The following is a 14,070-nucleotide window of genomic DNA, read 5'->3' on the forward strand; positions in this document are numbered from 1 at the left end:
GCGTCAGACGCCCTTGCTCACCGAGCTCATGTTGAAGTCCGGCACCCGCAGCGCGGGCATCGCCGCCCGGGTGAACCAGTCGCCCCATTCGCGCGGCAGCGTCTTCTCCGTCCTCCCGGCCTCGGACGCCCGGCCCAGCAGGCCGACCGGCGACTCGTTGAACCGGAAGTTGTTCACCTCGCCGACCACCTCGCCGTTCTCCACCAGGTACACGCCGTCCCTGGTCAGACCGGTCAGCAGCAGGGTGGCCGGATCGACCTCGCGGATGTACCACAGGCAGGTCAGCAGCAGCCCCCGCCCGGTGGAGGCGACCATCTCCTCCAGCGACCGCTCCCCGCCCGCGTCCAGGATCAGGTTGTCCGCGCCCGGCGCCACCGGCAGGCCGGTCAGGCCGGCGCTGTGGCGGGTGGTGACGAGGCGCTCCAGCTTCCCGTCGCGCACCCATTCCGTCGGCCCCAGCGGCAGCCCGTTGTCGAACACCGAGGCGTCGTCCCCGGAGGAGTGGGCGATCACGAACGGCGCCGACTCCAGACCCGGCTCGTGCGGATTGCTGCGCAGCGTGAGCGGCAGCGGCGACAGCGTCTCGCCGACCCGGGTGCCGCCGCCCGGCTTCGAGAAGACGGTGCGGCCCTCGGCCGCGTCCCTCGCCGCGGACGACCACAGCTGGTAGATCAGCAGGTCGGCGACCGCCGTCGGCGGCAGGAGCGTCTCGTAGCGCCCGGCCGGCAGCTCGATCCGGCGCTCCGCCCAGCCGAGGCGCCGTGCCAGCTCGGTGTCGAGCGCACCCGGGTCCACGTCCTTGAAGTCCCGCGTCGAACGCCCCGCCCACGCCGAGCGCGAGCGGTCCGGCGACTTGGCGTTCAGCTCCAGCGTGCCGCTGGGCTGGTCGTGCCGCAGGCGCAGACCCGTCGACGTGCCGATGTACGTCGAGGTCAGCTCGTGGTTCGCGAAGCCGTACAGCTCACGGCCGCCGGCCCGGGCCCGTGCGAACGCCTCGCCCAGCGCCGGGGCGAAGTCCGTGAAGACCGCCGACGACGTCTCGGCGGGACCGTCGGTGAAGTCGGGGGACGCCGGTACGCCCGACACCAGGGGCTGCGCGTCCTCGGCCGGTCCGGCGCCGCGGGCCGCGTCCTCCGCGGCCCGGACGAGGGTCCGGAGGTCGTCCGCGGTCACGGCGGACCGGGACACCACACCGGACGCGGTGCCCTCGGAGCCGTCGACGGTCGCGACGACGGTGAGGGTGCGGCCGCGGGTGACGCCGTTGGTCGTCAGGGCGTTGCCCGCCCAGCGCAGGTTCGCCGACGACTGCTCGTCGGCGATGACGACGCAGCCGTCGGCCGTGGACAGTTCGAGCGCGCGCTCGACGATCTCGTGCGGCTTGCTGGTACGAGCGCTCATCGACCCGCCTCCTGGGTGGTGTTCAGGATGTTGACGCCCCGGAAGAGGGCGGAGGGGCAGCCGTGGGAGACCGCCGCGACCTGGCCCGGCTGGGCCTTGCCGCAGTTGAAGGCGCCGCCCAGGACGTAGGTCTGCGGCCCGCCGACCTGCTCCATCGACCCCCAGAACTCGGTCGTCGTCGCCTGGTACGCCACGTCCCGCAGCTGCCCGGCCAGCCGGCCGTTCTCGATGCGGAAGAAGCGCTGCCCGGTGAACTGGAAGTTGTAGCGCTGCATGTCGATCGACCAGGAACGGTCGCCGACGACGTAGATCCCGCGCTCCACCCCGCCGATCAGGTCCTCCGTCGACAGCCCGCCCGGATCCGGCTGGAGGGAGACGTTCGCCATCCGCTGCACCGGCACATGGGAGGGGGAGTCGGCGAAGGCGCAGCCGTTGGAGCGGCCGAGTCCGGTGAGCTTCGCGATCCGCCGGTCCAGCTGGTAGCCGACCAGCGTGCCGTCCTTCACCAGGTCCCAGCTCTGTGCCTCGACGCCCTCGTCGTCGTACCCGATCGTCGCCAGCCCGTGCTCGGCCGTGCGGTCGCCGGTCACGTTCATCACCGTGGAGCCGTAGGCCAGCTTCCCCAGCTGGTCGAAGGTCGCGAACGAGGTGCCCGCGTACGCCGCCTCGTACCCGAGCGCGCGGTCGAGCTCCGTGGCGTGGCCGATGGACTCGTGGATGGTCAGCCACAGGTTCGACGGGTCGACGACCAGGTCGTAGCGGCCCGCCTCGACGCTCGGCGCGCGCATCTTCTCGGCCAGCAGGCCCGGGATCTCCTCCAGTTCCGCGTCCCAGTCCCAGCCCGTGCCGGTCAGGTACTCCCAGCCCCGGCCGGCCGGCGGGGCGATGGTGCGCATGGAGTCGAACTCGCCGGACGTCCCGTCGACGGCGACGGCGGTCAGCTGCGGGTGCAGCCGCACCCGCTGCTGCGTGGTGACCGTGCCCGCGGTGTCCGCGTAGAACTTGTTCTCCTGCACGGTGAGCAGCGAGGCGTCCACGTGCGCCACGCCGTCCGCCCCCAGCAGCCGTCCGCTGAAGTCGGCCAGCAGGCCCGTCTTCTCCTCGTCCGGCACCTCGAACGGGTTGACCTCGTACGCGGAGATCCAGGTCTTGTCGGCGTGCACCGGCTCGTCCGCCAGCTCCACGCGCTCGTCCGAGCCGGCGGCCGCGATCACCTTCGCGGACAGCTTCGCCATCGCCACCGCCTGGCCCGCCACCCTGGCGGCGGCGTCCATGGTCATGTCGACCCCGGAGGCGAATCCCCAGGCGCCGCCGTGGACCACCCGCACCGCGTAGCCGAGGTCGGTGGTGTCGGACGACCCGGCGGGCTTGGCGTCGCGCAGCCGCCACGAGGCGCTGCGCACCCGCTCCAGCCGGAAGTCGGCGTGCTCGGCGCCGAGCGCACGGGCGCGGGCGAGCGCCGCGTCGGCGAGCGCGCGCAGCGGCAGCGCGGTGAACGCCGCGTCGATGGAATGAGGCACGGAATGTCTCCTAATCGTCGAGACGTGGTCGCCCCGATCATGTCGCGCCCGGAGGGTCGTTTCCAGCGAGTTCGCGCGGAGGGGAGCGGAGGGTCTTCTGTAGGGACCCCACAGTGCCGGACACACGGCGCTGTCAGGCCCCGATTCTCCGTACGACGTCCCGGACCGATAGTTTGCAGACGTACCAGCCGAAGAGGGAAAGGGTGATCCGTTGAGCCGCTCGGTTCTCGTCACCGGAGGAAACCGGGGCATCGGCCTCGCCATCGCCCGCGCGTTCGCCGCGGGCGGCGACAACGTCGCGATCACCTACCGGTCGGGGGAGCCGCCGGCCGGTTTCCTGGCGGTCAGGTGCGACATCACCGATGCCGAGCAGGTGGAGCAGGCCTACAAGGAGATCGAGGAGAAGCACGGTCCCGTGGAGGTGCTGGTCGCCAACGCCGGTGTCACCAAGGACCAGTTGCTGATGCGCATGTCGGAGGAGGACTTCACGTCCGTCCTCGACACCAACCTCACCGGCACCTTCCGCGTCGTCAAGCGCGCCAACCGCGGCATGCTGCGCGCCAAGAAGGGCCGCGTCGTGCTGATCTCCTCGGTCGTCGGGCTGCTCGGCTCCGCGGGCCAGGCCAACTACGCCGCGTCGAAGGCCGGCCTCGTCGGCTTCGCCCGTTCGCTCGCCCGTGAGCTCGGGTCGCGCAACATCACCTTCAACGTCGTCGCCCCCGGTTTCGTCGACACCGACATGACCCAGGTGCTCACCGACGAACAGCGCGCCGGCATCGTCGCCCAGGTGCCGCTCGGCCGCTACGCGCAGCCGGAGGAGGTCGCCGCCGCGGTGACGTTCCTCGCCTCCGACAACGCCTCGTACATCACTGGAGCCGTCGTTCCCGTCGACGGCGGATTGGGCATGGGTCACTGATCACATGAGCGGAATCCTCGCCGGCAAGCGCATCCTCGTCACCGGTGTGCTGATGGAGTCCTCCATCGCCTTCCACACCGCCAAGCTGGCCCAGGAGCAGGGCGCCGAGGTCATCCTCACGGCGTTCCCCCGGCCCACGCTGACCGAGCGCATCGCCCGGAAGCTCCCGAAGCCCGCCAAGGTCATCGAGCTCGACGTCACCAACGACGAGCACCTGAACCGCCTGGCCGACCTGGTCCGCGAGGAGCTCGGCGGACTGGACGGCGTCGTCCACTCCATCGGGTTCGCCCCGCAGGACGCCCTGGGCGGCAACTTCCTCAACACCCCCTTCGAGTCGGTCGCGACGGCCATGCACGTCTCGGCGTTCTCGCTGAAGTCGCTGACCATGGCGTGCCTCCCGCTGATGGAGGAGGGCGGCTCGGTCGTCGGCCTCACCTTCGACGCGCAGTTCGCCTGGCCGCAGTACGACTGGATGGGCCCGGCCAAGGCCGCGCTGGAGGCCACCAGCCGCTACCTCGCCCGGGACCTGGGCAAGCAGAAGATCCGCTGCAACCTGATCTCGGCCGGACCGATCGGCTCCATGGCCGCCAAGTCCATCCCCGGCTTCTCCGACCTGGCCAAGGTGTGGGACGAGCGCTCCCCGCTGGAGTGGGACATGGCCGACCCGGAGCCCACCGGGCGCGGTGTCGTCGCACTGCTGTCCGACTGGTTCCCGAAGACCACGGGCGAGATCGTCCACGTCGACGGCGGCGTGCACATCATGGGCGCCTGACCGGCACCTGAACACCCGGACGACGCCCCGGCCCCCGCGAACGGCGGGGGGCGGGGCGTCGCCCGTTCGGCCCTGTGGACGGGCGACGGCTTCCCGGGGCGGCGATGCTGTAGAGGCAATCTTCCTTGTGGTGCTTTTGCGGCGCTCGTCGCCGCAGTTCGGCCGAGGGGGTCCTGCTTGTGCGTACGACATGGCGTGACGCCTCCGTCCTGACCGCAGCGGCGCTCCTGCTGTGGACGGTTCCGACGGCCTCCCAGTCCTTCCGCCAGCAGGCGGACCGGCCCCCGCGGCACACCGGTGAGCGGCCGCCGGTCTACCGGGCCGACTGCCGCACCGAGATCGACGGCTCCACCGTCACCGCGTACTGCCACAACCCCTATCCCGGCTCCGACCGCGTGCGGCTGCACGTCGAGTGCGACCGCTGGTGGGACGTCGACGCCGACACCGCGGCCGTCGAGCTGTTCCCGGCCGGATACGCCGAGCTCACCCAGCGCTGCTGGAAGGAGATACGCGCGGTCTGGGTCAGCCACCAGCCTCGGCGGGCCGCCTGAGACACATGAACGGGTAGCTCGCGGCCTCCGCGGCGGCGGTCTCCCCGTCGCCCGCGCGGATCGCCTCCACCAGGCGCGCATGGTCCATGTGGTGGGCCGGCCGCAGCTCCCCGCCCACGTCGTCCCGCAGCCAGTCGCGCAGCAGGTCGGCCAGGTCCGCGTACAGCTCCGTCAGCACCTCGTTGTGCGAGGCGGCCACCACGGCCAGATGGAACGTCGCGTCCGCCGCGACGAACCGCTCGGCCTCACCCGACTCCCATGCCTCCTCGCGGCGTGCCAGCAGCCCGTCCAGCTGGGCCAGGTCCTTCTCGGTGCGGCGCTCGGCCGCGAGCCGGGCGCCGGACGACTCCAGCGTGGAGCGCAGCTCGGCGACATGGCGGGGGTCGGCGTCGGCGAACCGCCGGTGCATCACCCCGGCCAGCTCGCTCGTGGCCACGACGTACGTCCCCGAGCCCTGCCGGATGTCCAGCAGCCCGTTGTGCGCGAGCGCGCGCACGGCCTCGCGGACCGTGTTGCGGGCGACGCCCAGCTGCTCGACGAGTTCGGGCTCGGTGGGGATGCGCGAGCCGACCGGCCACTCGCCGGAGGTGATCTGGTTCCGCAGCTGCCCGATGACCTGGTCCGACAGCGCGGAACGCCGGGGGGAGGTCAGCGCCATGGTGCTCCCTTTCGTGAAGGCGGTCCGGGCCCGTGCCGAGCACGAGTGGACAACCAATCATCCCATGATTCTATGATGGTGCACATGTCTGACGAGACCCGAACCCTGAGACCCGCTCGCGCGGCAGCCCCGCCGTCCCAGGATTCTGCCGCCCGGCCCGCGCCCGGTGCGCGCACGGTCTGGGCCACCCGGCTCGTCGTCGCCGGCATCGTCCTCGCCGCGCTCAACCTCCGCCCCGCCGTCACCAGCCTCGGCGCGCTCCTGGAGGAGGCCCGGGTCGACCTCCACATGAGCGGCACGGTCACCGGTCTCCTCACCTCGGTACCCGCCCTGTGCTTCGCGGTCTTCGGCACCACCGCGCCCCGGCTCGCCCGCCGCTTCGGCCCCGCGGCGGTCGTCTGCGCGGGCATGGCCGCCATCACCGCCGGGCTCGTGATCCGCCCCCTCGCCGGCGGCGCCGCGGGCTTCCTCGCCGCGACCGCGCTGGCACTCGTGGGCATCGCCGTGAGCAACGTGCTGATGCCGGTGATCGTCAAGAACTACTTCCCCGACCGGGTCGGCCCGATGACGGGCGTCTACTCCATGGCCCTCGCGGCCGGCACCTCGCTCGCGGCGGCCGCCACCGTGCCCATGACCTCCGCCCTGGGCGGCAGTTGGCGCACCGGGCTCGCGGTCTGGGCCGTGCTCGCGGCCGCCGCCGTACTGCCCTGGCTCGGCCTGCTCCGCGGCCGCGCCGGGTCCGCCGCCGTGCCCGCCGCCGGCCGCCGGGGCGACACCCCGGCGGCCCCGATCACCCGCAGCCCCACCGCATGGGCCCTCGCCTGCTTCTTCGGGCTCCAGGCCACCGGCGCCTACATCACCATGGGCTGGATGCCGCAGATCTTCCGCGACGCCGGCGTCTCCGCGTCCACGGCGGGCGTCCTGCTGGCAGTGACCATGGCCATGGGCATCCCGCTGGCCTTCGTGATCCCGCGGCTCGCGGCCCGGATGCGCAACCAGGGCCCGATCGTCGTCGCCCTCGGCCTGTGCGGGGTGACCGGCTACCTCGGCCTCTTCCTCGCGCCGGCCGCCGGGGCATGGGCGTGGGCGCTGCTGCTCGGCGTGTCGAACTGCGCCTTCCCGCTCGCGCTGACCATGATCGGCATGCGGTCCCGCACCGGGGCCGGGGTCGTCAGGCTCTCCGCGTTCGCCCAGTCCGCCGGCTATCTGATCTCCATCCCCGGGCCGCTGCTCGTCGGCGTGCTCTATCAGCACAGCGGCGGCTGGACCGTGCCGCTGCTGCTGATGGCCGGTCTGCTGGTGCCGCAGATGGCGGCGGGGGTGCTCGCGGGGCGGGACCGGACGATCGAGGACGAGAAGCGGATGCGAGACTGACCCCATGCCTGTGCTCGAACCGAACCCCCAGAACGGCCAGCGGAAGCTCCTCGGGATCTTCGGCCTGATCCTCCTCATCGGCGTGGTGATCTCGGTCATCGCCACCATCGCCGCCCCCTGACCGTCTCCCGCGCCCCGGGGTGGACCGGGCAGCGGGGAGCATGGTGGTGCTGGCACCACCATCCCCTAGGGGGGCAGGCTCAGGGGGAAGTGGGTGGCTCACCGGATGGGACGGGCCTCCCATGATCCGTAGATTCGGGGTACGGAATCCACGGACCCTTCGGAGGCGGCCATGCCGGACCGCACGCACACCCCGTCCCACTCCCCGGCCCAGGGTGTCGGCGGTGCGCGGCTGCCCTGGTGGGCGCTGGCGCTCCCGGTCCTCGCCTTCGCCGCCCTGCTGACGCTGATCGCCGGTCCCGCCGAGGCGCACGCCGCGGGCGGGAGCCCCCCGGCGGCCGGGCAGGTCATCGAGCGGATCCACGCGCTGCTGATGCGCTGAGGACCCGGTCCCCCTTCGAGGGGAGAGCCGTCAACTCCCTGCGCCCATTGGCGCAATTCATGCGAAGCTGGGTTTCATGAGCGCCGCTGTGTCTTCCGGGGGGACACCCCCCGGATCTCCCGAATCCCGCAGGATCGTTCTTCTCCGGCACGCGAAGGCCGACTGGCCCCAGGTGTCCGACCACGACCGCCCACTCGCCGAGCGCGGCCGAAAAGACGCCCCCGTCGCGGGCCGCCGTCTCGCCGGGACCGGCATCCCCTTCGACCTGGCCCTGTGCTCCACGGCGGTCAGGACGCGGGAGACCTGGAAGCTCGCGGTCCAGGAGCTGCCCCACCGACCGCGGACGGTGTACGAGGAGCGGCTGTACGAGGCGTCCCTCGGCGATCTGCTCGCCCTGCTCGGCGAGACCCCCGACGACGTGGCCGATCTGCTGGTGATCGGCCACAACCCCGGGATGCACGCCCTCGCGGACGCGCTCGCGGGCAGCGTGGAAGGGGATGCGCTGTCCCGTATGCGTACGGACGGCTTCCCGACCTCCGCCTTCGCGGTGGTCTCCTTCGGCGGTTCGTGGAAGGACGTCGAACACGGGGTCGGCACGCTCGTCGACTACTGGACCCCGCACGACTGAGCCCGCACGACCAACCCCGCACGACCGACCCCGCACGACCGAGCCCGCGCGCCCGAGCCCGGGAGACCGGCACCGCCACGACAGGAACCGCACGACCAGGACCGCACGACCGGCCCGTCAGGACCGGCCGGCGGCCCGCGAGGGCCCCGGCGCACCCCCGGTGCGCCGGGGCCCTCGCGTACGGGACCGGGTCAGTGGTCGCCCGAGCCGTCGTCCGCGGCCTCCACCTCTTCGCGGGTGATGCCGAGCAGATACAGCACGGTGTCCAGGAACGGCACGTTCACCGCCGTGTGCGCGGCCTCCCGGACCACCGGCTTGGCGTTGAAGGCCACGCCGAGGCCGGCCGCGTTCAGCATGTCCAGGTCGTTGGCGCCGTCGCCGATCGCCACGGTCTGGGCCAGCGGGACCCCCGCCTCGGCCGCGAACCCGCGCAGCAGCCGGGCCTTGCCGGCCCGGTCCACGATGTCGCCGACGACCCGGCCGGTGAGCCTGCCGTCCACGATCTCCAGGGTGTTCGCCGAGGCGAAGTCCAGCCCGAGACGCTCCTTGAGGTCGTCGGTGACCTGGGTGAAGCCACCCGACACCACACCGACCTGGTAGCCCAGCCGCTTCAGGGTGCGGATCAGGGTGCGCGCACCCGGCGTCAGCCGCACCTCGGACCGCACCTTGTCCACCACCGAGGCGTCGAGGCCCTCCAGCAGCGCCACCCGGGCGTGCAGCGACTGCTCGAAGTCCAGCTCGCCGCGCATCGCGGCGGCCGTCACCTCGGCCACCTCGGCCTCGCAGCCCGCGTGGGCCGCGAACAGCTCGATGACCTCGTCCTGGATCAGCGTCGAGTCGACGTCCATCACGATCAGGCGCTGGGCGCGCCGGTGCAGCCCGGCCGAGACGACGGCCACGTCCACACCGATGCCGTGCGCCCTGGTGGCCAGGGCGGTGCGCAGCGGTTCGGTCTCCACGCCGGAGACCGCGAACTCGACGGCGGTCACCGGGTACTTCGCCAGCCGGAAGATGCGGTCGATGTTGGCGCCGGTGCCGGCGATGGTGGCCGCTATGGCGGCGGTCGACTCGGCCGTCAGCGGGTGCCCCAGCACGGTCACATGGGAACGGCCGCTGCCGCGCGGCCGGTTGTCGCCCGTGCCGGAGATGATCTCGGCCTGGAGCTTCAGCGACTCCGCCCAGCTGTGCACGGTGGCGCGCAGATCGCCCTCGGTGGCCAGGCCGGCCGCCGGAGCCGTGACCAGGGCGCACAGGACGAGCCTGCCGCGGGAGACGACCTGCTCGATGTCGACGACGTCGACCGAGTAGGCGGCGAGGGTGTCGAAGAGGCCCGCGGTGATACCGGGCCGGTCCTTCCCGAAGATCTTGACGAGAAGGGTGGGGACGTCGGTGCCGGAAGGGGTCTGCGATGCGCTCATGGTGCTCCCACCGTATCGGGCGACGGGCCGGAGGAGAGCCTCTGTCCCGCCTGCCGGACAAGCGCGCCCCGGGCCCCGCCCGTGCGTCCGGAACATCCCGGTCGGCACCGAGGTGCCGTGTGGATCACGAACCGTGGCGGTTCGTTCCGCAATCGCCCGGCGCCGGTGTCCGGCGCCCGCCCGGCGACGGCGACGAAGCGGCGACGAAGGTCCCAACTCCGTACCGAACAGGGTCTTCACGTGGCCTGGCTTTCGAATGGCGGACCGGGCCTGAAATAGTTCCCCACGATGTTCGCCATCCCTAGACTCCCGGCAACGGGGGTAGCTCGGGGGACAACTAGTGGGGCATGGAGTGCCGGAACTCGTACTGGAATTGAACGGAAGGACCTGGACTCTCGATCCGTCCAGGTCGTACACCCTCGGCCGTGACCCGCAGGGTGATCTGGTGATCGACGACGCAAGGGTCTCGTGGCGCCACGCGACGATCAGCTGGGGCGGCGGCGGCTGGGTCATCGAGGACCACGGCAGCACCAACGGCACGTACGTGCAGGGGCAGCGGGTGCAGCAGACGGCGCTCGCCGCCGGCTCGGCCGTGCACCTGGGCAACGCGACCGACGGCCCGCGGCTGAGCCTCAGTGCCGCCGCCGGCGCCTACAGCGCGCCCGCCGCGGCGCCCCAGCAGGCCGCCGCCGCCCAGCAGGGCTGGCAGCAGCCCCAGGCCCCGGCGCAGCAGCCGCACGCGCCTGCTCCGCAGCAGCCGCACCAGCCTCAGCAGCAGGGCTGGCAGCAGCAGCCGCCGCAGGTCCCGCACCAGCAGGGCGGCCCGCGGCCGCAGGGCGCGTCCCCGGTCCACGGCGACCGCAGCCCGACCACGTTCCACCAGTTCTCGCTGGGCCGCGTGATGCGGATCGGCCGTGCGCTGGAGAACGAGCTGGTCGTCTCCGACCTCCAGGTCTCGCGGCTGCACGCGGAGTTCACGGCGACGCCCGACGGCCGCTTCGAGATCCGCGACCTCGGCTCGCACAACGGCACCTACGTCAACGGCCAGCCGATCGCCAAGTCGTCCACGGTCCTCATCGGCGCGGGCGACATCGTCGGTGTCGGTCACTCGACGTTCCGGCTCGTCGGCGACCGTCTCGAGGAGTTCGTCGACACCGGTGAGGTCTCCTTCTCCGCGCGGCACCTCACGGTGACCGTCGACGGCGGCAAGCAGATCCTGCGCGACGTGTCCTTCGGTGTGCCCGAGAAGTCGCTGATCGGCGTCATCGGCCCCTCCGGTTCCGGCAAGTCCACCCTGCTCAAGGCGCTCACCGGCTACCGGCCCGCCAACCAGGGCGACGTCCTCTACGACAACCGCAGCCTCTACAAGCAGTTCGCCGAGCTGCGCCAGCGCATCGGACTGGTCCCGCAGGACGACATCCTGCACAAGGAGCTCACCGTCCGTAAGGCGCTGAAGTACGCGGCGAAGCTGCGCTTCCCCGCGGACACCACCGTGGCCGAGCGCGAGGCGCGCATCGGCGAGGTGCTGCGCGAGCTCAAGCTCGACATCCACAAGGACAAGAAGGTCACCGCCCTCTCCGGCGGCCAGCGCAAGCGGGTCTCCGTCGCGCTGGAGCTGCTGACCAAGCCGTCGCTGATCTTCCTGGACGAGCCGACCTCCGGCCTCGACCCGGGCATGGACCGCGATGTGATGCAGCTGCTGCGCGGCCTCGCCGACGACGGCCGCACCGTCCTCGTGGTCACCCACTCGGTGGCCGAGCTCGCCCTGTGCGACAAGCTCCTGGTCATGGCGCCGGGCGGTTCGGTGGCGTACTTCGGTCCGCCGGAGGAGGCGCTGAACTTCTTCGGCTACAGCACGTGGGCGGACGTGTTCTCGGCGTTCGAGAACTACCGCGACTACGACTGGGCGGGCCGCTGGAAGGGCTCGCAGCACTACCAGATGTACGCGGCCGACCTCGACGCCGTCGCCCCGCAGGCGGTCAACATGCCGCCGCCGCAGCAGATCCGCCCGCCGAAGCCGCAGAGCTGGGGATCCCAGCTGTTCACCCTGATCCGGCGCTACGTCTCGGTGATCGCGTCCGACAAGGGCTTCATGGCGCTGATGCTGATCCTGCCGGCGGTGCTCGGCGCGGTCAGCCTGGTCATCGACCCGGACAAGGGCCTGCTGGTCAACGTCAATCCGCAGACCGGGCGGGTCATCCCGAACGGCACGGCGACCACCGTGCTGCTCATCCTGGTGGTCGGCGCCTGTTTCGCCGGTGCGGCCAACTCGGTCCGTGAGCTGATCAAGGAACGGGTGATCTACGAGCGGGAACGCGCCACGGGACTCTCCCGCTCCGCGTACCTGATGTCGAAGGTGATCGTCCTCGGCCTGATCACGGTGATCCAGGGCGGTCTGGTCGGCGCGATCGGCTTCGCCACCCGTGAGCTGCCCGAGGAGGGCCTCGTCCTCGGCGGCATGGTGATGCTGGAGCTGTCGCTGCCGATCATGGCGCTCGGCTTCACGTCCATGATGTTCGGACTGATCATCTCGGCCCTGGTCAAGACGGCCGAGAAGACGATGCCGCTGCTCGTGATGTTCGCGATCATCCAGGTGGTCTTCACCGGGTGCCTGTTCATCCTGCACGGCACGGTCGGCGTCAACGAGTTCTCGTACCTGATGCCGTCCCGCTGGGCGGTCGCCGCCGCCGGTACGACGCTGGACTTCAACCGGATCAATCCCAACACGGACGACCCGACCAGCACCGACCCGCTGTGGGACCACGACGCCGCCGCGTGGGGGATCGACATGGCCGCGCTGCTCGCGCTCGGCGCGCTGTGCGGTGTGTTGGTGGCGCGCTTCCTGCGCCGCCACGAGCCCGAGGTCATGCGCAAGTGACCGCTGCGCCGACGACGCCGGAGGGCGCACCCCGTACGGGGTGCGCCCTCCGGCGTATGTCGTGCGCGCCGCCTCGTCGCGGGGCAGTCTGCGGGATGCCTCAGTAGGCGCTGTTCACGTTGTCCATGGAGCCGTAGCGGTCGGCCGCGTAGTTGCAGGCGGCGACGATGTTGGCGACCGGGTCGTACTGGTCCTTCTTGGTGCCCGGGATGTGGTAGGCGTCGAAGGTCGGCTTGATGACCTGGAGCAGGCCCTTCGACGGCACGCCGTTGATGGCGTTGATGTCCCAGTTGTTGATGGCCATCGGGTTGCCGCTGGACTCCCGCATGATGTTGCGGTGGATGCCCTCGTAGCTGCCCGGGATGTTGTGCTTCTTCATGATGGACATGGCCTCGCGGATCCAGCCGTCCAGGTTGTTCGGGTAGGTCACCTTCGCCGGCTTGGCGGCGCGGGCGGACCGGTCGGCGGCGGCCTTCGCGGCGGCGCGCTTCTCGGCGGCGGCCTTGGCCGCGGCCTTCTTGGCGGCCTCGGCCTTCTTCGCGGCGGCTGCCTCCGCCTTCTGCTTCGCCTGCGCGGCCTTGAACTGGGCCTCGAAGGCGGTCTGCTGCGTGGAGATGCTCTCGCGGACCTGTGCGGCCTGCTCGGGGTTGACCTTCCACGCGACCGGGGCGGCCGCGGCGACCTCAGTGGTCGTGCCTGCCTCGGCGTCGCTGGGGGCGAGCGTGAGCGCCACAGCGGCGGAGGCGGCAACGGCGACGCCGGTGACCGCGGCCTTGCGCGATCGGAGACGACGGAGGGCGGTGGTGTTGAACGCGGACATACAGACGTACCTCTTCGAATAGCGGAAAGTCGCCTCAGGCCGGATCGGCTCTGCGCTGTTCGGAAGCGACGTCGGCAATTCTTAGCGGCGGCAAAATGCGGTGGCAAAGGTGTGACGTACGATCCGTCATAGTGGATCACGGTTGCCCCATACGTCCGTTTCACCCGTGAAGTACCGGCTCACATGCCCTTTATGTACGTACTAGCGTGGTTCGTAAGTGACCTGGGTCCTATGCCCGGCCTCACATGGCGGCCACCCCCGGATCACCCCGTGTTGCATCAGCAATCCGCACCGTGAGGGTCCTCGGCCGGGAGGAGGAGATGGACGTCCCCGAACTCGTGCCAGAGGTAGCGGTGCCTCAGCGCCTCGGCGTACGCGCAGGCCAGCGCCGCCTCCCCGGCCACCGCCGCGAGCATCAGCAGATGGGACGCCTCCGGCTCGTGCAGCCCGGTCAGCAGACCGTCGACCACCTGCACCCCCGTGCGGGGGGTGACCACCAGGTCGGTCCAGCCCGCCGCCGGCCTCACCGCGCCCGAGGGACCGAGCCGGTGGTGGTGCACTTCTCGACGCGCGGCGACGGCGGCCGGTGGGCGGTGGAGCTGCGGCGGCCGGACGGCTCGGGGAGCACCGTGCCC

14 protein-coding genes are annotated in these 14,070 nt (G+C 71.5%); 8 read left to right on the top strand and 6 right to left on the bottom strand.

What is annotated here, in order from left to right:
- Positions 1–3: 3 nt before the first annotated feature.
- A complete protein-coding gene (locus EAO77_RS24745) occupies positions 4–1,398 on the bottom strand; it encodes a TldD/PmbA family protein (protein ID WP_147990488.1) in 1,395 nt (464 codons plus the stop codon).
- Complete coding sequence (locus tag EAO77_RS24750) at positions 1,395–2,918, bottom strand: TldD/PmbA family protein (protein WP_147990489.1); 1,524 nt, start codon at positions 2,916–2,918, stop codon at positions 1,395–1,397. The genes EAO77_RS24745 and EAO77_RS24750 overlap by 4 nt, the downstream gene beginning before the upstream one ends.
- A 211-nt stretch (positions 2,919–3,129) precedes the next feature.
- Between EAO77_RS24750 and fabG the strand changes: the two genes are divergently transcribed.
- From fabG to EAO77_RS24765, 3 genes are all read left to right on the top strand, one after another.
- A complete protein-coding gene (gene fabG / locus EAO77_RS24755; protein WP_147990490.1) occupies positions 3,130–3,834 on the top strand; it encodes a 3-oxoacyl-[acyl-carrier-protein] reductase in 705 nt (234 codons plus the stop codon).
- A gap of 4 nt (positions 3,835–3,838) precedes the next feature.
- Positions 3,839–4,606 carry an enoyl-ACP reductase FabI gene (gene fabI, locus EAO77_RS24760; protein ID WP_147990491.1) on the top strand — a complete coding sequence of 256 codons (768 nt, stop codon included), beginning with the start codon at positions 3,839–3,841 and terminating at the stop codon, positions 4,604–4,606.
- A 179-nt stretch (positions 4,607–4,785) separates the two neighbouring features.
- A complete protein-coding gene (locus EAO77_RS24765) occupies positions 4,786–5,157 on the top strand; it encodes a hypothetical protein (RefSeq protein WP_147990492.1) in 372 nt (123 codons plus the stop codon).
- Here EAO77_RS24765 and EAO77_RS24770 read toward each other — a convergent pair.
- Positions 5,129–5,815, bottom strand: a complete 687-nt coding sequence (locus EAO77_RS24770; protein ID WP_147990493.1) for a FadR/GntR family transcriptional regulator — start codon at positions 5,813–5,815, stop codon at positions 5,129–5,131. The two genes, EAO77_RS24765 and EAO77_RS24770, sit on opposite strands and share 29 nt — an antisense overlap.
- A gap of 84 nt (positions 5,816–5,899) precedes the next feature.
- Here EAO77_RS24770 and EAO77_RS24775 point away from each other — a divergent pair, with 84 nt between their 5' ends.
- The 4 genes from EAO77_RS24775 (at position 5,900) to EAO77_RS24785 (ending at position 8,319) form a co-directional block, all read left to right on the top strand.
- Positions 5,900–7,189, top strand: a complete 1,290-nt coding sequence (locus EAO77_RS24775; protein WP_147990494.1) for a CynX/NimT family MFS transporter — start codon at positions 5,900–5,902, stop codon at positions 7,187–7,189.
- 4 nt (positions 7,190–7,193) lie between these two features.
- A complete protein-coding gene (locus tag EAO77_RS40350; protein WP_261994128.1) occupies positions 7,194–7,310 on the top strand; it encodes an SGM_5486 family transporter-associated protein in 117 nt (38 codons plus the stop codon).
- Positions 7,311–7,481: 171 nt separating this feature from the next.
- Positions 7,482–7,691 (top strand): hypothetical protein, encoded by a 210-nt coding sequence (locus EAO77_RS24780; RefSeq protein WP_147990495.1) that lies wholly within the window; start codon positions 7,482–7,484, stop codon positions 7,689–7,691.
- 76 nt (positions 7,692–7,767) lie between these two features.
- Entirely contained in the window at positions 7,768–8,319 is a 552-nt protein-coding gene (locus tag EAO77_RS24785) for a SixA phosphatase family protein (protein ID WP_147990496.1), read from the top strand.
- A 191-nt stretch (positions 8,320–8,510) separates the two neighbouring features.
- On the opposite strand, the gene serB is transcribed toward EAO77_RS24785, so the two are convergent.
- Complete coding sequence (gene serB / locus EAO77_RS24790; RefSeq protein WP_147990497.1) at positions 8,511–9,737, bottom strand: phosphoserine phosphatase SerB; 1,227 nt, start codon at positions 9,735–9,737, stop codon at positions 8,511–8,513.
- A 340-nt stretch (positions 9,738–10,077) separates the two neighbouring features.
- Between serB and EAO77_RS24795 the strand changes: the two genes are divergently transcribed.
- The gene (locus EAO77_RS24795) at positions 10,078–12,615 is read left to right on the top strand and encodes an FHA domain-containing protein (RefSeq protein WP_147990498.1); all 2,538 of its coding nucleotides are present in this window, start codon (positions 10,078–10,080) and stop codon (positions 12,613–12,615) included.
- Between the two features lie 100 nt (positions 12,616–12,715).
- Here EAO77_RS24795 and EAO77_RS24800 read toward each other — a convergent pair whose 3' ends face one another.
- Together EAO77_RS24800 and EAO77_RS24805 are read right to left on the bottom strand one after the other, a co-directional pair.
- On the bottom strand, positions 12,716–13,435 hold the full coding sequence (locus EAO77_RS24800) for a transglycosylase SLT domain-containing protein (protein WP_147990499.1): 720 nt from the start codon (positions 13,433–13,435) through the stop codon (positions 12,716–12,718).
- A 278-nt stretch (positions 13,436–13,713) separates the two neighbouring features.
- The coding region (locus EAO77_RS24805; protein WP_187283392.1) for an S-adenosylmethionine:tRNA ribosyltransferase-isomerase at positions 13,714–14,070 on the bottom strand (357 nt) is incomplete at its 5' end.

It is taken from the genome of Streptomyces sp. T39, assembly GCF_008042045.1.
Lineage (GTDB): Bacteria > Actinomycetota > Actinomycetes > Streptomycetales > Streptomycetaceae > Streptomyces.

Coding starts and splice junctions, on each gene's coding strand:
- EAO77_RS24800 (WP_147990499.1), bottom strand. CDS start 13,435: ATGTCCGCGTTCAACACCACCGCCCTCCGTCGTCTCCGATCGCGCAAG.
- fabI (WP_147990491.1), top strand. CDS start 3,839: ATGAGCGGAATCCTCGCCGGCAAGCGCATCCTCGTCACCGGTGTGCTG.
- serB (WP_147990497.1), bottom strand. CDS start 9,737: ATGAGCGCATCGCAGACCCCTTCCGGCACCGACGTCCCCACCCTTCTC.
- EAO77_RS40350 (WP_261994128.1), top strand. CDS start 7,194: ATGCCTGTGCTCGAACCGAACCCCCAGAACGGCCAGCGGAAGCTCCTC.
- EAO77_RS24785 (WP_147990496.1), top strand. CDS start 7,768: ATGAGCGCCGCTGTGTCTTCCGGGGGGACACCCCCCGGATCTCCCGAA.
- EAO77_RS24770 (WP_147990493.1), bottom strand. CDS start 5,815: ATGGCGCTGACCTCCCCCCGGCGTTCCGCGCTGTCGGACCAGGTCATC.
- EAO77_RS24775 (WP_147990494.1), top strand. CDS start 5,900: ATGTCTGACGAGACCCGAACCCTGAGACCCGCTCGCGCGGCAGCCCCG.
- EAO77_RS24745 (WP_147990488.1), bottom strand. CDS start 1,398: ATGAGCGCTCGTACCAGCAAGCCGCACGAGATCGTCGAGCGCGCGCTC.
- EAO77_RS24780 (WP_147990495.1), top strand. CDS start 7,482: ATGCCGGACCGCACGCACACCCCGTCCCACTCCCCGGCCCAGGGTGTC.